The organism is Streptomyces sp. bgisy159, assembly GCF_057707805.1.
The window spans coordinates 64,609-84,225 of record NZ_JBYIQX010000027.1 but is presented as its reverse complement, the minus strand read 5'-3'; the positions used below and the strand labels follow the sequence as shown (position 1 = coordinate 84,225).

The window sequence follows — 19,617 nt, the reverse complement described above, 5'->3', positions numbered from 1 at the left end:
GGTTTGCCGACGGCTCCGGTCGGGTTTGCCGACGGCTCCGGACGCGTGCGCTGAGACCCCGGTTGGGTTTGCCGACGGCTCCGGACGCGTGCGCTGAGACCCGGTCGGGTTCGCTGAGGGCTCCGGTCGGATGTGCTGGGGGTTCGGCGCGGTCTTTGATTGCTCGGACGCGGTCCGCCGGGCTCCCCGGTCCTAGAGTTCCTTCGCGTACCAGGCGACGTCCCAGTAGCGACCGAACTTGCGGCCCACCTCGTCGTACGTCCCCACGTGCCGGAAGCCGAACCGCTCGTGGAGGCGTACGGACGCCTCGTTCGGCTGGGTGATGCCGGCGTAGGCGCGGTGCAGGTCCTCGCCCGCCAGGGTCGCGAAGAGTGCCTTGTAGAGCAGGGTGCCGATACCGCGGCCGCCGAGCGTGCCTCCGGTGGGGGAAGTCGGGGCGAGGTAGATCGTCGTCTCGACGGACGTCGCGTAGGCCGGCTTCGCCCGGAACGGGCTGGAGGTGGCGTACCCCAGGATCTCCTGTGAATCGCCCGCGGGGTCCGCGGTCGCGGCAACCATCAGGCGGTACGGCCCGTCTTCAGGGTGGGAGAGCAGCCAGGGGCGGCGCTCCTCCGGAGTGAATTCAGCGGTGTCGAACGTGATGGGCGTCTCACGTACGTAGTGGTTGTAGAGGGCTGTCAGGGCCTCCAGATCCCCCTCGGTCCCCGGCCTGACCAGCACCTCTGTATGTCCCGACGGCATCTGGCCTCCTCGTGTGGCCGGACAGGGTACTGCAAGATCAGAAAAATTGAGGGACGGCTTGGGAATTCTGTCCTGATTCCAGTCGTTGTTTCCATCGGATGCCGGGCACCCGAGGAGAGTCGGAGAGCACCGGAAGGGGCTCGCTGAAAGTTTTCCCCTCGCCCGTGACCGGCTTCCAAGGACCACCGCCGACCTTCCCCACTCTCGGCCCCGTTCGAGCGGGGGGACCTCGAATCGCAAGGGAGCACGCATGGCAACCCGTGCCGTCGCCCGTCGTCAGTCCGCCACCGGCGAGACGGCCGACGCGGCAAGCAGTGTTCGCGCCACTGGCGGCGAGATCGCCGACCGCGATCTGGTCGGCATGTACCTCGACGAGATCGCGCGCACACCGCTGCTGGACGCCGCCAGGGAGGTAGAGCTGTCGCAGATCATCGAGGCGGGCGTGTTCGCGCGGCAGGTCCTCGACGGGTACGAGGAGTCCCAGGCCGACGCCTCGAAGGAGGAACTGCAGGCCCTGGTCGCCGAGGGGGAGCGCGCCAAGGACGTATTCATCCGCTCCAACCTCCGCCTGGTCGTCGCCGTGGCGCGCCGCTACCCGCGCAGTGGCCTGCCCCTGCTCGACCTGATCCAGGAGGGCAACGCCGGCCTGGTGCGCGCGGTGGAGAAGTTCGACTACCGCAAGGGCTTCAAGTTCTCCACGTACGCCACCTGGTGGATCCGCCAGGCCATCACCCGCTCCATCGCCGACCAGTCCCGCACCATCCGCCTCCCCGTCCACCTGGTGGAGGAACTGGGCAGGATCCGGCGTGTGCAGCGCGAGTTCAACCGGGAGCACGGCCGCGACCCGGAGCCCGCGGAGATCGCCGCCGAGCTCGGCTCCAATCCGGAGCGCGTGGTCGACGTCCTGGACTGGGCCCGCGACCCGGTCTCGCTGAACATGTCGGTCGACGACGAGGGCGAGACCCAGTTCGGCGACCTGCTGGAGGACACCAGCGCGGTCTCGCCCGAGCAGTCCGTTCTCACGCTGCTCCGCAGCGAGGAACTCGACGGCCTGATCGACCGCCTGGACCCGCGCACCGCCTCGATCATCAAGATGCGGTACGGCATCGAGGACGGCCGAGAGCGCACGCTCACGGAGGTCGGCAAGGAGCACGGGCTCACCCGTGAGCGCATCCGCCAGATCGAGAAGCACGCGCTGCTGGAACTGAAGAAGCTGGCGCGCGACACCGGCTTCGAGGCGGCGGCCTGATGTGACGCTGCGGCGCGGCGCGACGCGACGCGGTCGCAAGGTGCCACGCCGTTCGCGGCGTGGTGTGACAGCGGATTACGGACTGCGGACCGCGGTGACGTCGCGGCGTGACGTGACGTCACCGCGTGACGGGCTGCCAGGGCTGACGTGACGGTGATCTCGTCGGCCGGCGTACCTGGCCGGTCGGCGGGCGCCTCCGTAGCGCGGCCGGCCCGTGGCTGGCGTACGCCGGGTGGCGAAAGCCCGCGCAAACATGGCGATGTAACGTCGCTTAACCCTCCGGACCGGGGGAACAAGACTCCCAGGCGCGGCAGTTCGACCTCTGTTCGTCGCGCTCCGGACCGATGGGCCGATGGGCCGACGCCGCCCGTGACGACGCGAACGAAGTGACCAGACCACCAGCCAAGTCCCGACGCAATCCCCCCCCGGCGCCGGGACTTTCCCAGAGCCGGGCCTCGGCGCCTGTCCCCCCGGGCGCCGAGGCCCGGCTCCTTTTTTGCGTCGCCTTGAGCGTCGTCGTCTCGTGGCGCGTCTCAGGCCTTGCCGCCTTGCCTTGGGCGTTGCCGGGGCGGGCTTCTTCGGCCTCGCCGCGGCCTGAGACCCGCGGCCTGAGACCCGCGGCCTGAGACCCGCGGTCTGAGACCCGCGGTCTGAGACCCGCGGTCTGAGACCCGCGGCCTGCGACCTCGTCCAGCGGCACCTGCAGGCCCTGGCTTCCAAGCGCCCAGGCCTGACCCCGGCCGGTCGAGTTGGAGGGGCGGGCCACCCCGTACCTGAACTCCGGGGTGGCCCACCCGGATGGCAGATTGTGCCACAAGGGCATAGCCTGCCGATGTGACAAGCTCCACCCCATCCTCAGGCAACCAGACAGGTTCGGCGTTCCTCGCGGGGGAACCGGGGCTTGAGCCGGGAGCGCGGAGGGGCGCGGAGGCGGGGGCGGTGGCTGGGGGAGTGGGTGTCGGCTCGTCCGATCTGGCCGGGCAGGTTTCCGGGTCGGAGCGGCTCTCCCTGACCGAGCGGCGCAAGGCGGAGACCCGCATGGAGATCGCGCGCACGGCGGCTCGGCTGTTCGTCAGCCGGGGCCTGAAGGCGACCCGCGCGGAGGACATCGCACAGGCCGCGGGTGTCGCCCCACGCACCTTCTACCGCTACTTCGCGACCAAGGAGGAGGCGGTAGCGCCGCTCTACGCGGCCGGAGCCCGGCGCTGGGCCGAAGCGGTCCGCGACGCACCCGACGGCCTGCCCCTTCCCCAGGCTCTGGAGCACGCCGTTCACCACACCCTGACTCCTGGCGTCGGCGTCTCGACCGCCTCCTGGGAGTGGCTGCGCCCGCTGGTCCGACTCGCGCTGACGGATCCCGCCCTGCGGAAGGTCTGGGCGGAGGTGTGCCGGGGGTCGGAGGAGGCGCTGGAGGGGGTGCTGGTGGCGCGGTGGGTCGCGGCGAGCGTGGTGGAGGTCTGCGTGGAGGAGAGTCCGGCCGGGGGGTGCGGTGGTGGCCCGCGGGGTGCGGGTGAGGCCGACAACGTTGCCGCGCCAGGGGGTGGTTCGGGCGCGGGGGGTGGTCCCGGTGCGGGGGGCGGCTCGGGTGAGGGGGGTGGCTCCGGTGAGCTTCGTGGTGCTGGGGAGGTTGGTGGCGCCGGTGGACGCGACGGTGCAGGGGACGGTGGTTCGGCGGAAGTCGGTGCGTCTGATCCGTCGGATCCGATGGGTGCGTCGGGTGCCTCCGGTGCGTCGGGTGCGTCGGGTGCGTCGGGTGCAGTCGGTGCCCGGGTGCCTCCAGTGCCGGTGCCGGGGCCGGCGACCCCTGGGTTCGCGCGGTTCGCCGCCGCCGTGGCAAGTGCCGCCGTACGTGTGGCAGTGGAGACCTGGGCCGCGGGCGACGCCCCGCCATCGGGCCCGCACGGCCCGGCGGACCTGGCCGTACGCAACCTGGCAGCCCTGCGCGAATTCCCCTGGGGGGCGGGTCCTGAGCCCGCACTGCCGTCCCGGCCCGGGTGACTGTACGGCGGTGGCAGTTGGCGGGGGCGCCAAGCGGCAGGCGCCATGCGCCAAGTGCCAAGCGGCAGGCGGCAGGCGCCAGGCGCCAGGTGGCAGGCAGGGTCAGTGGGCGGTGCACTCGGCCGCCCTCGCGAGCGGACCGTGTCCCAGACCGGCGGGGCCGCCGGTCTCACCCGACCGACCTCACCCGACCCCGGTCCAGACCCGACCCCGGCCCGGTCCGGCTGCCGCCCCGCCGGTCTTGTTCGGCTCGGTTCGCCCGCCCGCCGTCCGGTTCACCCACCTGTCGCTCGGGTCAGACGGCCGCCCAGTTCCCGTACGGCCGTCACGAGTTCCGTCGGCGCCCGTACGGTGAAGTCGTGGCCCAGCGCGGCCAGTCGGATCGCCAGCCAGGCCGCCGGATCGCTGGTCGCGCCGCGCAGGCGGCAGCGAGCCCCGGCCAGCTGCTCGGGGCGCCCGAGCCACGCCGGCAGCCGGGCCGCGACGGCGTCGACGTCCGCCTCGAACTCGACGTCGAACTGGTACTCGTACCCCTCCTGCCCCCGGATCGAGCGCCGAAGGTACTCCACCGCGCCCCCCTCGGGCAGTTGTCGCGGAGTGAACCGCGCGCCCGTGGCGAAGGGCTCTCGTACCCGGTCCACGCGGAACGTCCGCCAGTCCTCGCGCCCGAGGTCGTACGCCACGAGGTACCAGCGCCGCCCGGTGGACACCAGTCGGTAGGGCTCGGTCAGGCGGCGGGACTCCGCCCCGTCCTTCGCCCGATAGGCGAACCGCAGCCGCTCGTGCCCGGCCACCGTGGACGCCATCACGGTCAGCGTCTCGGGCGCGACGCTCGCGCCGTCACCGCTGGTCAGAGCGGTCGTCGCGGCCTGCAAGGTGGTCACCCGGTGACGCAGCCGCGCCGGCAGTACCTGCTCCAGTTTCGCCAGTGCCCGCACCGCCGCCTCGTCGACGCCCTCGATCGCGTGCCCGGCGCCCGCCCGCAGGCCCACCGCGATCGCCACCGCCTCCTCGTCGTCCAGTACGAGCGGCGGCATCGCCTTCCCGGCGACCAGCCGGTACCCGCCGTCCGACCCGTGGGTCGCCTGCACGGGATAGCCCAGCTCGCGCAGCCGGTCGACGTCCCGCCGCACCGTACGGCGGGACACCCCGAGCCGGTCGGCGAGCTCGCCACCGGGCCACTCGCGCGGGGTCTGGAGGAGGGAGAGCAGTTGCAGAAGCCGAGCCGGAGTATCCGTCGTCATGGGTCGAGCATGCCGCGGATATAGGACACGATCTGACCTACTGCGTGCCTAGCTTGGTGCCATGACCTCGAACGAGCCAACCCTCAAGGGGCGCGGGGAACTGCGCGACACGTCACCCACGACCGGCCCGGACGCTCGGGACACGGCCCTCCCGGTCGGATCCGCCGCACCGTCCGTGCCTACCGGGACGTCTGTTCCTGTTGCGCTGCCCGGCTCCGGCGCGGTGTCAGGCTCCGCCGGCCCGTCGGGCTCCGCCGGCCCGTCCGGCTCCGCCGCACGGGCCGCGAACAGGCGCTGGATAGCGCTGGCCATCGTGATGACCGCGGCCTTCATGGACCTCGTCGACGTCACGATCGTCAACATCGCCATCCCGTCGATCCGCCAGAACTCGGGCGCCAGCTGGAGCCAGATCCAGTGGATCACCGCCGGCTACGCGCTCGCCTTCGCCGCCGGCCTGATCACCGGTGGGCGGCTCGGTGACATCCACGGCCGCAAGCGGTTGTTCCTCCTCGGCATCGGCGGCTTCACCCTCGCCTCCGCGCTGTGCGGCTTCGCCGCCAACCCCGAGATGCTGGTCGCCTCCCGCTTCCTGCAGGGCGCGATGGCCTCGCTGATGGTGCCCCAGGTGCTGTCGATCGTGCACGCCACGTTCCCGGCTCACGAACGCGGCAAGGTCTTCGGTCTGTTCGGCGCGATCGTCGGCCTGGGCGCGGTCTCCGGGCCGCTGCTGGGCGCCCTGCTCACCGAGTGGAACCTCTTCGGACTGGAATGGCGGCCGATCTTCCTGATCAACCTGCCGGTCGGCATCGCCGGACTGTTCCTCGGCCGCCGCTACATCACCGAGTCCAAGGCGCCCCGGGCCCTCAAGCTCGACCTCGTCGGCGTCGCCCTGGTCACGCTCGGCCTGCTGATGCTCCTCTACCCGCTCACCCGCGGCCATGAGCTGGGCTGGCCGCTGTGGGGGTACGTCATGATGGCCGGCGCCCTCGGCGTCCTCGCCGCGCTGATCACCTACGAGCGCCGCAAGGCCGCCCGGGACGGTTCCCCCCTGATCGAGCTGTCCCTCTTCAAGGTCAAGAGCTTCGCCGCCGGTATCGCCGTACAGACGGTGTTCGGTATCGCCCTCGGCATCTTCTTCCTGGTCTGGACGCTGTACATGCAGACCGGGCTGGGCTGGAGCCCCCTGCGGGCCGGCCTGACCGGCGTACCGTTCTCGCTCGCCGTCTCTACGGCGGCCGGCCTGTCCGTCCAGAAGCTCGTTCCGCGCTTCGGCCGCGGGGTGCTGCAGGCGGGGGCCCTGATCATGGTCGTCGGCGTGCTGCTCTACCTGTGGGAGTCCGACCGTTACGGCCTGTCCATCGCCTCCTGGCAGATGGCCCTCCCGCTGGTCGTGATGGGCGCCGGCATGGGGCTGATCGTCGCCCCGCTCACCGACGCGGTGCTCTCCGAAGTGCCGCGGGAACACGCCGGCTCCGCGTCCGGCCTCATCAGCACCGTGCAGCAGATGGGCAATGCGCTCGGCCTCGGCCTGGTGTCCGTTGTCTTCTTCGGGCAGATCGCGGACCGGCTCACTCCGGCCCAGGTGGGCCCCGCCTTCGTGCACGCCTTTGAGCACGCGCTGGTGTGGGTGGCCGTCGTGATGGGCGCCATCTTCCTGATCATGTTCGCCCTGCCGAAGCGGCCCGCGCAGCACCTGGAGGGCGGTGGCGACGGTACGGACGGCCTGGAACGCATGGGCGGCCTGGAACACACGGACGGTGCGGAGCGCATGGATGGCGTACGCACCTCGGGCTCCACCGCCCACCCCGCCGCCCACCCCGCCGCCCGTCCCGACTCCCCGGGGGCGGCCCCCTCCGGGGGACGGGAGACGGAGCTCGTGCCGTGAGTCGGTACCTGAGCTGACACCTGAGGTGACGCTTCCGCCGAAGGGCCCGACACCGGAATGCCGGTGCCGGGCCCTTCGGCTGTCCCGCCGGCCCGCCGACCGCCCCGACGCCACTGCGCCTCCGCCTCTGCTCCACCGCGCCTCTGCCCCGGGTCGGCTTCGGGTCGACCGGGGGGCGTCCGCGCGTCGACCGCGGGCGTTCGTGCGTCGACCGTGAGCCGGACGTGAGCCGGACGCGGGTCGACCGTGGGCTGGACGTGGGTCGACCGCGAGCCGGAAGGGAGCCGAATGCAGGGCGCCCCGGGTGGGTCTCGGTCCGATCTGAGATGGGTCTCGCCCCCGTGCCCGGCCCGGCCCGCATTCCCTCGACCTGTCCGAACGGCACCCAGCGGCAGGCCGGAAGTCCGATCGCGCCCACATGAAGCCCGAACCTGTTTACTTTCCGGAAAACCGGGCGTAGCCTCCGAGCGAAACCACAAGTTCGGGCATCAAGTGGAGGCGAACGGACATGTACGCACCGGAGCGGCAGCAGGAGATCCTGCGGCTCGCCCGCGACGGCGGTCGCGTGGACGTCGTGTCGCTGGCCGAGGAGTTCCAGGTCACCGCGGAGACCATCCGCCGCGACCTGAAGGCCCTCGACCGCGCCGGTCTGGTGCGCAGGGTCCACGGTGGAGCCATACCGGCCGGACGCCTTGACTTCGAGCCGGACCTCGCCGAACGCGAGGGCACCTCCACCGATGAGAAGGACCGCATCGCCAAGGCCGCCCTCGGTGAACTTCCCGCCGACGGCACCATGATCCTCGACGCCGGCACCACGGTCGCCCGCCTGGCCGCCGCCCTCCCGCTGGACGCCGAGCTCACCGTCGTCACGCACTCCCTGCCCATCGCCGCCCGACTCGCGGACCACCCGGGCCTGCAGCTCCACCTCATCGGGGGGCGCGTGCGGCACCGCACGCGCGCCGCCGTGGACGCCTGGGCGCTGCGCGCATACGGCGAGATCCGCGCCGACGTGCTGTTCCTCGCCGCCAACGGCTTCTCCGCCGAGCACGGCCTGACCACCCCCGACCTCGCCGAGGCCGCGGTCAAACGCGCGGCCGTCGCCGCCGCCCGGCGCGTCATCCTCCTCGCCGACTCCACCAAGCACGGCCAGGAGCACTTCGCCCGCTTCGGCGACCTGAGCGACGTGGACCTGCTGATCACCGACAGCGGGCTGAGCAACGACGACGCGGCCGCCATCGAGCGCGGCGGCACGGAAGTAGTACGCGCATGATCCTCACCGTCACACCCAACCCGTCCCTCGACCGCACCTACGAGGTCCCCGCCCTGGAACGCGGCGAGGTCATCCGTGCCACAGGCGAGCGCATGGACCCCGGCGGCAAGGGCGTGAACGTCTCTCGTGCCGTCGCGGCCGCCGGGCGGCGCACGGTCGCGGTCCTTCCCCTGGGGGGTGCGCCGGGGGCGCTCGTTGCGGATCTGCTCGACGCTCAGGGCATCGAGGTCGCGCCGGTCCCGGTCGCCGGCGCCACCCGCTCGAACATCGCGCTCGCGGAGTCCGACGGAGTGCTCACGAAAATCAACGCGCCCGGGCCGGAGCTGTCGGCGCAGGAGCAGGAACTCCTTCTGGAGACGGTGCGCGCGCAGTCGCACGACGCCGACTGGATCGCCTGCTGCGGGAGCCTGCCTCGCGGTCTCGCGCCTTCTTGGTACGCCGATGTGGTCACGCGGGCGCACGCCGGGGGCGCGCGGATCGCGCTCGACACCTCGGGGCGCGCGCTGCAGGAGGCGCTGCGTGCGCGGCCCGATGTGGTGAAGCCGAACGCCGAGGAGCTCGCCGAGGCCGTCGGGCGCCCGCTCATGACGGTGGGCGACGCGGTGAAGGCGGCCGAGGAGTTGCGCGGCATGGGCGCGCGCGCCGTGCTGGCCAGCCTGGGCGCCGACGGGCAGTTGCTCGTGGAGGACACGGGCATCTGGTTCGCCACCGCGCGCGTCGACACCGTACGCAGCAACGTGGGAGCCGGTGACTCCTCCCTCGCCGGCTTCCTCATCGCCGGCGGCAGCGGACCGCGGGCGCTCGCCTCGGCCGTCGCGCACGGCGCCGCCGCCGTCCAACTGCCCGGCAGCGTGATGCCCACGCCGGCCGACCTCGATCCAGCAGCGGTCACGGTCACCGACCAGGTGCCCTTGGACCGCGAACTCGGGGAGCCGGTGTCATGACCACTCGCCCCACCCCTCCGCGACCGGCACCTCCCCGACCGGCCCGGCAGCGGCGAGACCTTGCGTTACTCGCCGCGTCCGACGGGCGGTGCGGCTCCCCCGGCCGTTCCGCCGCCCCGCGGAGGCGGGGTTTCCCCGGCCGCGCCTCCGCCCACTTCACCCCCACCCCCACCCCCGTCCCCACCCCCGCCCACCCCACGATCCGGGCGATACGCGTGCGAAGGAGCCCGCGATGAGTGACATGATCACCGCGGACCTGGTCGACCTCGACCTGTCCGCCGACACCAAGGAAGCGGCGGCGCGGTCGCTCGCCGAACGCATGGTTGCCCAGGGCCGGGTGACCGACCTGGAGGGCTTCCTCGCCGACGTGGCCGCCCGCGAAGCCCAGATGCCCACCGGACTCGACGGCGGCATCGGCATCCCGCACTGCCGCAGTGCCCACGTCACCGAGCCCACCCTCGCGTTCGGCCGCAGCGCCTCCGGCATCGACTTCGGCGCTGCCGACGGGCCCGCCGACCTCGTCTTCCTCATCGCCGCGCCCGTCGGCGCCGACGACGCCCACCTCACCATCCTCTCCTCTCTCGCCCGGCAGCTGATGAACGCCGACTTCACCTCCGCGCTCCGGTCGGCGGCGGACGCGGGAGAGGCGGCGGCGCTGATCCGGGGTGAGGAGGCGCAGGCTGAGGAGACGCCGCGCGAGGTGTCGGGTGCGTCCGCTGAGTCCGCTGAGCTCTCTGTGCCTGGCGGGACTGGCGGGACTGGCGGGACTGACGGGACTGGGACCGGTGCGGCAAGCGTCTCGCGACGGGGTGCGGCTGAGAGCGGCTTCGACGACTCCGCCGTGACGCCGGCGGCGGCCTCCGCCGGCGTCACGGCGGTCAGCGGGGCGGACGCGCCGGACGCGCCCGCGGATGAGCGCCCCTTCCGTATCGTCGCCGTCACCTCCTGCCCCACCGGCATCGCCCACACCTACATGGCCGCCGAGTCCCTGGAGAACGCCGGGCGTGAGGCGGGCGTGGAACTCGTCGTGGAGACGCAGGGCTCGGCCGGCTTCACCCGGCTCGACCCGGCCGTCATCAAGGCGGCCGACGGCGTGATCTTCGCCCATGACGTCCCGGTGCGCGACAAGGACCGTTTCGCCGGCAAGCCCACCGTCGATGTCGGTGTGAAGGCGGGCATCAGCCGTCCCGCCGATCTCATCGCCGAGGTCCGCGAGAGGGCGGCTCGCGGCGAGGTCACCGCGGGGGCGCCCGCGGCAGCGGGCACGCCGGTGGAACGCGCCGGCGACTCCGGCGACGGCTACGGCACCAAGCTCCGCAAGTGGCTGATGTCCGGCGTGAGCTACATGGTTCCGTTCGTCGCCGCCGGCGGTCTGCTCATCGCCCTCGGATTCGCGATCGGCGGCTGGGAGATCGACAAGGCGCCCTCGGTGATGGACCACTTCACGTGGACCCAGATCGACAGCTGGGCCGCGCTGCTGTTCCAGATCGGCGGCGTCTCCTTCAGATTCCTGGTCCCCGTCCTGGCCGGCTACATCGCCTACGGTATGGCCGACCGGCCCGGCCTGGTCCCCGGCTTCGTCGGCGGCTCGATCGCCCTCACCATCAACGCCGGCTTCCTCGGCGGCCTTGCGGCCGGTCTGATCGCCGGTGGTGTGGTGATGGCGATCCAGAAGGTGCACATCCCGGCGCCCCTGCGCGGCATCATGCCGGTGGTCGTGATCCCGTTGATCTCCTCGGCGATCGTCGGATTCCTGATGTTCGTCGTCATCGGCAAGCCCATCGCCGAGGCCCAGCAGGGCATGACCGACTGGCTGAACGGCCTCACCGGCACCAACGCCGTCCTCCTCGGTGCCCTGCTCGGCCTGATGATGTGCTTCGACCTCGGCGGCCCCGTCAACAAGGTCGCGTACACCTTCGCCACCGCCGGCATCGCCGTCGCCGACCCCAGCGACTCCGCGATGAAGATCATGGCCGCCGTCATGGCCGCCGGCATGGTCCCGCCGCTGGCGATGGCCCTGGCCACCACGGTCCGCAGCAAGCTCTTCACCGAGACCGAGCGCGAGAACGGGAAGGCCGCCTGGGTGCTCGGCGCCTCCTTCATCTCCGAGGGCGCCATCCCGTTCGCCGCCGCCGACCCGCTGCGCGTGATCCCCTCCTCGATGGTGGGCGGCGCGATCACCGGCGCGTTGGCCATGGCGTTCGACACCACCCTGCGCGCCCCGCACGGCGGCGTCTTCGTGGTCCCGCTGATCGGCAACCCGATGCTCTACCTGGTCGCCATCGCAGCGGGCGTGGGCGTCACGACGGCCCTGGTCGTCCTCCTCAAGGGCCTGCGCAAGCCGGCGACCGGCACCGCGTCGGCCGACCCGACGGCCTCCACCGAGGCCGGTTCGACGCAGACCGAGCAGCAGCCGGTGGCGGCGTAGCAGAGCGCCGACCCCGAGCGCGGCACCGACGGCCGGCCGCACGCCCCGCACCAGGGAGCGTGCGGCCGGCCGCTACTGTCCGAGATGTGTCTGATCGATGAGGTGTGCGAGATACATCACGGTCCGAAGTGATCCATGCCCACAGTTCCGACTCGTGGTGTCTACTGGGCCCATGCCTGAGCGTGTCTCGCACCTTCGACTGGCGGGCGTGACGGCCCTCGCCGCGGTCGCCGCCGTCTGGCTGACCGGCCTGGTCCGCGCCCAGCGCCCCCGTCCTGTCCGCCCCGGCTCATGGCGTTCAGGGGGCGCTAGTCTCTCGGACCGCACCGTCTCGGTGTCCCTGCCCTCCGTCCCAAGACAACTCGGGCACGGCCCCCACCGCGAGTCCGTCGAACTCACCCCGGCGGAACGGGCCGCCTTCGTCGGCCTAGTGCGCCGGTTGCACAACTGACGCGCTCGGAAGCCGCGCGCACCCCCGGCGTGCACATCACACCAAGCGCTGGGCTTCGCATGCCACGCGGTGGGCTTTCGTAAGCGAGGGGGCGTGCGGTGTAGGGCGTGCGCCCGGCGCTCAGGTCGCACGCCCCCGCGCGACTCACGACACCTGAGCCGCCCGCCGCTCCATCGCCTCGCGGGCCGCCGCCTCCGACGGATAGACCTCGCACATGTGGCGCCCGTCGGGCGTCGCCGTGTGCTCGACCTCCCACAAGGAGATCTCCTGGCCGTCGTGCAGGAGGAAGGCGTGTTCGTAGAGCGCGAAACACAACCCGATGCGCCCCGCGCGGCAAGGCCGTCCGAACGCCTGGGTGATCTGGTGAGCGGAGGCGTTCCTCAGCAGCGCCGCCGTCTCCGCCCCGGGGCGGTCAGGGTTCTCGGCCCGGCGCAGCAGCCGTCGCGCGTGGTCCGCCGAGTCGTCCGGCACGTACACGTGGCGGGGAGCGGGCACCGGCGACAGCGTCACCACCACCGGCAGGTCGAACTCGGGGGTGTCGGGCGGGAACGGCAACCGGGAGGTGGCGGTGCGCACCTCCTCCTCGTCGACGTACACCTCGTGCTGGGGCTCCCCGTCCGGGGCGGTGTTGTGGACGAGCTCCCACAGGGTGAGCGCCGAGCCGTCCGCGAGCAACCACGTGTGCCGGTACGTCTCCCGGTGCAGCCCCGCGCTGTGGTGCGCGGAGTGCAGTGAACTGGCGTGCGCCAGCGCGTGATCGAGGCGCCGTATCGTGTCGTCGGGCAGTTCGAAGGAGTTCAGGGCGCGGCCGAGGAGTCGCGCGAGGTGCTCCTCAGGAGACTCCGGCGACTCGGCTGGTTCGTACGCTGCTGTCTCGTACGGAACGCTCAAGGTCTCTCCCGGCGTTGCTGCATGTCACCTTGTGGGTGCATACCGTAGCCCCTCGGTCGGACATCATGTCCGGGAACCGAGAAAACGTACGCCGGAAAAACGAGGCGGCCGCGCGAGAGGTTCCGCGCGGCCCGACGTTCCGTCAGGAACCGTATCGTCAGACGGCACTCCCCGCGGTCCACTCGTTCCACGACATGTTCCAGCCGTTGAGCCCGTTGTCCGGCGCCACCGTCTTGTCCGGAGAGTTCTTGACGATCACCACATCGCCGATGAGCGAGTTGTCGTAGAACCACTTGGCGGGGGTGTCGCCGCGTGCACCCTGCGTGTCCCGGAGACCGACGCAGCCGTGGCTGCTGCCGAAGCTGCCGAAAGGCGGGTTGGCCGGGTTGTACCAGTAGTTGCCGTGCAGGAAGGTGCCCGATGTCGTCAGCCGCATGGCGTGCGGCACGTCGGGGATGTTGTACGCGTTGGCCATGCCCACGGTCCGGCTGTCCATGCGCGTCTCGATCAGCTTCTCGGAGATCACCATCTGCCCGTTGTAGGTGGTGTGCTCCGCGTCCCCGGACGAGATCGGCACCGACCGGAGCGTCTGGCCGTCCCGCACCACCGTCATGGTCTGGGTGTTGACGTCCACCGTGGAGACCTGCGAGCGCCCGACGGTGAAGCTGACCGTCTTCTTCTGCACCCCGAAGACTCCGTTCGCGCCCTCCACGCCGTCCAGGTCGATCTTCATCGTCACCTTGGAGCCGGCCTTCCAGTACTCCTCGGGCCGGAAGTCGAGCCGCTGCGAGCCGAACCAGTGCCCGACCACCTTCTGCCCGCTGCTGGACGTCACCGTGATGTGCGACTGCACGGCCTTCCTGTCGCTGATCGCCTTGTCGAAGGTGAAGGACACCGGCATCCCGACCCCGACGGTGGTGCCCCCGTCCGGCCGGTACGTCCCAATGAAGCTGTTCGCCGTGGTCACGGTCGTGAAGACCGACTTGGCGGTCACACTCTTCCCGTCGGCCCCCTTCGCGGTCGCCGATATCTCGTACTTCGTGCCCCGCTCCAACTGCTCCTTCGGCTTCCAGCTCACGCCGTCCGCGGACATCGCGCCCGGCACGTCGTGGCCCGTCCCGGCCGCCTTCATCCGCACACCGACCAGCCGCCCGTTCGCCACCTTCACCCCGGTCGTGTTGATCGAGGCGCCTGTCGCCCCGTTCTCGGCCGAAAAGGCGATCCTCGCGGCAGCTGCCTTCACGGCGCTGTCCCCGCTCTTGCTGTCGTTGTCGGCCTGGGCGTCACCGCCGCATCCGGTCAGCGCCAAGGCGCCGACCACCAGGACGGCACAGGCCCCCAGTACGCGCCGCGCTGCTATGTCCGACGTTGTCACGGGCTGCTCCAGCTTCATGTCATGTGCGAGGTCCGCTCCCCTACGTGAAGTCAGAGGGCCTCGACCGCCGCCCAGGTTCCTCCCGGTCCATTCGGGTGCCACCACGTGACAGAACCGCGACAAATCCCAGTCACAGAGCGGAACTTGTGTTCCGGCACCTCCCACTCGTCCTCACACAACGGACCGGCGCCACGGCATCACGACGGGCCCGGCACCCTCGCGCGCCGGCGTCGGCCTCACCCGCCCCGTGACGCGCGAACCGGCGTGAGCCCCACGGTCAACGCTTGCCGTACAACTCCCCGTAGGACGGCCACATCCCACCCGGTCCTGCCACCGACTCCGCCGCACGCACCCCCCGCACGATCGCGCGGGTGACCACGTCCGCTCCCGCCGCCAGGATGTCGTTGAGCGCCAGCGGGTGCTCACTGCCGAGCGGGTGTGTGCCCGTCGCCAGCGCGAAGACGGTGTCCCCGTCGTGGAGCAGGTGCACCGGCCGCACGGCGCGCGCGATCCCGTCGTGCGCCGTGCCCGCGAGCTTCTGCGCCTGCGCCTTCGACAGTTCCGCGTCGGTGGCCACGACCGCGAGCGTGGTGTTCAGCGGCGGTGCCCCGTTCTGCGCGGCGCAGAGCGCGAGGCGCCGGCGCGCGGCCTCGTGAACGCGCCCCTCCGGATAGACGGCCCGCCCCTGCCACAACTCCCCGTACAACGCGCCCGTCTCAGGGTCGAGGACGGCGCCCGCCGCGTTGGCCACAACCAGCGCGGCCACCGTGACCCCGGAGTCGAGCACCGTGCTGGCGGTGCCGATCCCGCCCTTGAGCGCCCCGGCGACGGCGCCCGTCCCCGCACCCACGCACCCCTCGGGCACGCGCGCGCCCGGCTCGCTCGCCGCAGCCGCCTCCACTGCGGTCCGGCCCATGTCCGCGCCGGGACGCGCCCGGAAGTCTCCGCCACGCCCCAGGTCGAAGACGCAGGCGGCCGGCACCACGGGCACGACGTGCGCGGGGTCCGGGCCCACCCGCACGCCCCGTCCTCGTTCCTCCAGCCAGGCCATCACCCCGGAAGCCGCGTCGAGCCCGTAGGCGCTGCCGCCGGTCAGCACGACCGCCTCGGCCTTCTGCACCAGGTTGCGCGGGTCCAGCGCGTCGGTTTCCTTCGTGCCGGGTCCGCCACCTCGCACATCCACCGCGGCGACCGCGCCACCTTCCGGTGCGAGAACCACGGTCGTGCCGGTGAGCCAACCGTCGCCGGTGCGGGTCGCGTGCCCCACCCGCACGCCGGTGACATCTGTCAGAGCGTCCACTGTCATGGGCCCAGTCTCGCTCGCTCGGCGCGCGCCCAGCAGGAGTGCGCCGGGCGTTCACACCACCGGGCTGGAGGTGCGCGAGGTGTCCGCCCGCAGTGCCTCCGCGCGCGTCGCCATGCGCGCCGTGAGCACCGTCCCGGTCACCACGGCCAGGGCCGACACCACGCCGGCCGCGAGCACCGCCCAGTCGCCGAGGAACGTGCAGCAGATCACCAGCAGCGCGGTGACCGGCAGGACCGCCTGCTGAGCGAGACCGACTTTGAAGTGGCGCGAATGCAGTGCCCAGACAGTGAGCAGGAACAGGGCGGTCGGCAACGTCACCGCGGCCGACGCGGAGAGCGTGGAGATGTGCGCCTGGCCGACCGCCTGCTCGACGGCCACCTCGAGACCGGCCCCGATGGCGGCCGCCGAGGCGAAGATCAGGTAATGGCCGTAGCCCCACAGGAACGACTCCTTGTTGGAGCGCAGATGTCCGTGGATGGGCACCACGAAGTAGATCCACCAGGCGGCGAACACGATGAGCAGCCCGCCCAGCGCGATGGGCAGCAGTGCGCCCAGTGCGTCGTGTTCGTCCACCGCCGACTTGACGGCGACCGTGGCCGCGGCGATGGTCTCGCCGAGGACGATGATCGTGAACAGCCCGTAGCGCTCGGCGATGTGGTGGGGATGCCAGGACGTCTGGGCGTCCTTCTCCGCGTACACGGGCACCGCCAGCTCCGCCGCCGCCATCACCAGGAACACCCAGGGGCGCGCCGGTTCCGGCAGGACCACCAGTCCGAACCAGCCGACCTGGCAGATCAGGACGCCGAAGGCGTACCGCAGCGCCATGGTTCTCTCAGCGCCCTCTGCCGAGCTCGCCGCGCGCAGCCACTGTGTGATCAGCGCGACCCGCATGATCGCGTAGCCGATCAGGACGAGCGTGAAGTCGTGCTCGTCGAAGGCTCGCGAGACCCCCGCCGCCAGCACCAGCACACCGGCGATCTGCACCAGGGTGACGACCCGGTAGAGCACGTCGTCGTTGTCGTACGCCGAGGCGAACCAGGAGAAGTTCATCCAGGCCCACCAGATGGCGAAGAACACCATCGCGTAGTTCAGGATGCCCTCGCCCGCGTGTCCCTCTGCGACGGCGTGCACGAGCGCCACACCCGCCTGGGCGATGGCCACGACGAAGCACAGGTCGAAGAAGAGTTCCAGCGGCGTGGCCGTCCGGTGTGCCTCGTCGCGGCCGCGCGCGGTGAGCCGTCGCAGCGGCCGCGCGCGGGCCGGCGTGGAGGAGAGCGGATGCGGGACGGGCGAACCGGTCGTCATGCGTTCCAGCACACCAGATAACCGCCCAAAAATCTTGTGAACGCTTTCACAAGGCGAGAAGGTCCAAAGTCCCGCCGGAACGACCAGGTCAGCCCGCCGGTAGTCGGAACGGACCGGTCGCCACTGGGACCTTCGGGCAGCAATCGGGGACCAACGCGGTGCCCTGCCGCGTCCCCGCCGCAGTGGAATGGACCTGTACTGGTCAAGCGATGCGGAAGGTGCGGGCCATGGCTGCCACTCCTGCGGAAACCACGACCGTCACTCCTGGGGAGCAGACGGCGGACGAGACGTCGGTACCAGGGGAGGCCTGGGCCGGCTTCCGCGGCGGCCTGTGGCGCGACGCAATCGACGTCCGCGACTTCGTCCAGCGCAACTACACTCCCTACGAGGGTGACGGTGCCTTCCTCGCAGGCCCCACCGAGCGCACCACCGCGGTCTGGAACAGGCTTCTGTCGATGTTCCCCGTCGAGAACGAGCGCGGCGTCTACGACGTCGACACCAGGACCCCGTCGCGCATCGACGCCTTCGCCCCCGGCTACATCGACCGGGACCTCGACCTGATCGTCGGCCTGCAGACCGACGCCCCCCTCAAGCGGGCCATCATGCCCAACGGCGGCTGGCGCATGGTCGAGGGCGCCCTCAGGGCCTACGGCTACGAGCCCGACCCCGCGGTCAAGGAGATCTACACCAAGCTCCGCAAGACCCACAACGACGGAGTCTTCGACGCCTACACCCCCGAGATCCGCGCCTGCCGTTCCTCCGGCATCATCACCGGCCTGCCCGACGCGTACGGCCGCGGCCGCATCATCGGCGACTACCGCCGCGTCGCCCTCTACGGCGTGGACCGGCTCGTCGCCGCCAAGCGAGCGGACAAACTCGCACTCGAAGTCCTGTGGCCGAGTGTCGAGGTGATCCAGGAACGCGAGGAAACCGCTGAGCAGATCCGGGCACTCCTCGAACTCAAGGCCATGGCCCTCTCCTACGGGCACGACATCTCCGGCCCTGCCCGCACCGGCCGCGAGGCCGTCCAGTGGCTCTACTTCGCCTACCTCGCCGCGGTCAAGGAGCAGAACGGCGCCGCCATGTCGATCGGCCGCATCGACGCCTTCCTCGACATCTTCCTCCAGCGGGACATCGAGCGCGGCCTGCTCACCGAGGCCGCGGCCCAGGAACTCATCGACGACTTCGTCATCAAGCTGCGCATCGTGCGCTTCCTGCGCACCCCCGAGTACAACGAGCTCTACTCCGGCGACCCCACCTGGGTCACCTGGTCCATGGGAGGCATCGGCGACGACGGGCGCCCGCTGGTCACCCGCACCACCTTCCGGGCCCTGAACACGCTCTACAACCTCGGACCCGCCCCCGAGCCCAACCTCACCGTCTTCTGGTCGCCGCGCCTGCCCGAGGGGTTCAAGGCCTTCGCCTCGAAGGTCGCCATCGACACCAGCGCCCTGCAGTTCGAGTCCGACGAGCTCATGCGGCCGAAGTACGGGGACGACACCGCCATCGCCTGCTGCGTCTCCGCCATGGCCATGGGCAAGCAGATGCAGTTCTTCGGCGCCCGCGTCAACGTCGCCAAGGCCCTGCTGTACGCCATCAACGGCGGCCGCGACGAGAAGTCCGGCCAGACCGTCGTCGAGGGCTTCGAGCCGATCACCGACGAGTACCTCGACTACGACACCGTCCGCGACCGCTACGACGCCATGCTCGGCTGGCTCGCCAAGACCTACGTCCACGCGCTCAACGTCATCCACTACATGCACGACAAGTACGCCTACGAGCGCCTGGAGATGGCCCTGCACGACCGGGTGGTCCTGCGCACCATGGCGTGCGGCATAGCAGGCCTCTCGGTCGCCGCCGACTCGCTGTCCGCCATCAAGCACGCACGCGTGAAGGTCGTCCGCGACGAGACGGGCCTCGCCGTCGACTACGTCGTCGAGGGCGACTACCCGGCGTACGGCAACAACGACGACCGGGCCGACGACCTCGCCCGCTGGATCGTGCACGACTTCATGGAGAAGGTGCGGAAGCACCCGACGTACCGTGACGCGGTGCACACCCAGTCCGTCCTGACGATCACCTCGAACGTCGTCTACGGCAAGAAGACCGGCAACACCCCCGACGGCCGCCGAGCGGGCACTCCCTTCGCGCCCGGCGCCAACCCCATGAACGGACGCGACCAGCACGGGTACGTCGCCTCGGCGCTGTCCGTCGCCAAGCTGCCGTACGACGATGCCGAGGACGGCATCTCGCTGACCAACACGATCACCCCGGACGCCCTGGGGCGGACCCCCGAGGAACGAGTCGCCAACCTCTCCGGCGTCCTGGACGGCTACATGGCCAGCGACGGCTTCCACATGAACGTCAACGTCCTGGACAAGGCGACTCTCGAGGACGCGATGGAGCACCCCGAGCAGTACCCCCAGCTGACGATCCGGGTCTCCGGCTACGCGGTCAACTTCATCCGCCTCACGCGCGAGCAGCAACTGGACGTCATCAACCGCACCTTCCACGGTGCGCTGTAAGGGAG

The 19,617-nt window shown here is 71.2% G+C and carries 12 protein-coding genes and 1 pseudogene; 7 read left to right on the top strand and 6 right to left on the bottom strand.

Features of this window, described 5'->3' with window-relative positions:
- Nucleotides 1–192: 192 nt before the first annotated feature.
- Nucleotides 193–741, bottom strand: coding sequence for a GNAT family N-acetyltransferase (locus AC3ET3_RS24130; protein WP_435612858.1), 549 nt, complete (start codon nucleotides 739–741; stop codon nucleotides 193–195).
- 250 nt (nucleotides 742–991) lie between these two features.
- Between AC3ET3_RS24130 and AC3ET3_RS24125 the strand changes: the two genes are divergently transcribed.
- Nucleotides 992–1,990, top strand: a complete 999-nt coding sequence (locus AC3ET3_RS24125; protein ID WP_432156327.1) for a sigma-70 family RNA polymerase sigma factor — start codon at nucleotides 992–994, stop codon at nucleotides 1,988–1,990.
- Between the two features lie 1,038 nt (nucleotides 1,991–3,028).
- Nucleotides 3,029–3,422: pseudogene (locus AC3ET3_RS24120) on the top strand (TetR/AcrR family transcriptional regulator); the annotation flags it as partial.
- An 841-nt stretch (nucleotides 3,423–4,263) separates the two neighbouring features.
- Here the strand turns inward: AC3ET3_RS24120 and AC3ET3_RS24115 are convergent.
- A complete protein-coding gene (locus tag AC3ET3_RS24115) occupies nucleotides 4,264–5,232 on the bottom strand; it encodes a helix-turn-helix transcriptional regulator (protein ID WP_435612857.1) in 969 nt (322 codons plus the stop codon).
- A 316-nt stretch (nucleotides 5,233–5,548) separates the two neighbouring features.
- Here AC3ET3_RS24115 and AC3ET3_RS24110 point away from each other — a divergent pair, with 316 nt between their 5' ends.
- From AC3ET3_RS24110 to AC3ET3_RS24095, 4 genes are all read left to right on the top strand, one after another.
- Nucleotides 5,549–7,117 (top strand): MFS transporter, encoded by a 1,569-nt coding sequence (locus AC3ET3_RS24110; protein ID WP_432156396.1) that lies wholly within the window; start codon nucleotides 5,549–5,551, stop codon nucleotides 7,115–7,117.
- 508 nt (nucleotides 7,118–7,625) lie between these two features.
- A complete protein-coding gene (locus tag AC3ET3_RS24105) occupies nucleotides 7,626–8,387 on the top strand; it encodes a DeoR/GlpR family DNA-binding transcription regulator (RefSeq protein ID WP_432138486.1) in 762 nt (253 codons plus the stop codon).
- Entirely contained in the window at nucleotides 8,384–9,331 is a 948-nt protein-coding gene (gene pfkB, locus AC3ET3_RS24100) for a 1-phosphofructokinase (protein ID WP_432138485.1), read from the top strand. Before AC3ET3_RS24105 ends, pfkB begins: the two co-directional genes overlap by 4 nt.
- Nucleotides 9,332–9,563: 232 nt before the next feature.
- Entirely contained in the window at nucleotides 9,564–11,759 is a 2,196-nt protein-coding gene (locus AC3ET3_RS24095; RefSeq protein ID WP_435612856.1) for a PTS fructose transporter subunit IIABC, read from the top strand.
- A 595-nt stretch (nucleotides 11,760–12,354) separates the two neighbouring features.
- Here AC3ET3_RS24095 and AC3ET3_RS24090 read toward each other — a convergent pair.
- From AC3ET3_RS24090 to AC3ET3_RS24075, 4 genes are all read right to left on the bottom strand, one after another.
- Entirely contained in the window at nucleotides 12,355–13,101 is a 747-nt protein-coding gene (locus AC3ET3_RS24090; RefSeq protein ID WP_432156325.1) for a DUF6227 family protein, read from the bottom strand.
- Between the two features lie 157 nt (nucleotides 13,102–13,258).
- Complete coding sequence (locus AC3ET3_RS24085) at nucleotides 13,259–14,476, bottom strand: L,D-transpeptidase (protein WP_432156324.1); 1,218 nt, start codon at nucleotides 14,474–14,476, stop codon at nucleotides 13,259–13,261.
- Between the two features lie 277 nt (nucleotides 14,477–14,753).
- Nucleotides 14,754–15,782 (bottom strand): P1 family peptidase, encoded by a 1,029-nt coding sequence (locus AC3ET3_RS24080; protein ID WP_432156323.1) that lies wholly within the window; start codon nucleotides 15,780–15,782, stop codon nucleotides 14,754–14,756.
- Nucleotides 15,783–15,833: 51 nt separating this feature from the next.
- Nucleotides 15,834–17,087 carry a low temperature requirement protein A gene (locus AC3ET3_RS24075; protein WP_432156322.1) on the bottom strand — a complete coding sequence of 418 codons (1,254 nt, stop codon included), beginning with the start codon at nucleotides 17,085–17,087 and terminating at the stop codon, nucleotides 15,834–15,836.
- 227 nt (nucleotides 17,088–17,314) lie between these two features.
- Between AC3ET3_RS24075 and pflB the strand changes: the two genes are divergently transcribed.
- The gene (gene pflB, locus AC3ET3_RS24070) at nucleotides 17,315–19,612 is read left to right on the top strand and encodes a formate C-acetyltransferase (protein WP_432138479.1); all 2,298 of its coding nucleotides are present in this window, start codon (nucleotides 17,315–17,317) and stop codon (nucleotides 19,610–19,612) included.
- Nucleotides 19,613–19,617: the final 5 nt, after the last annotated feature.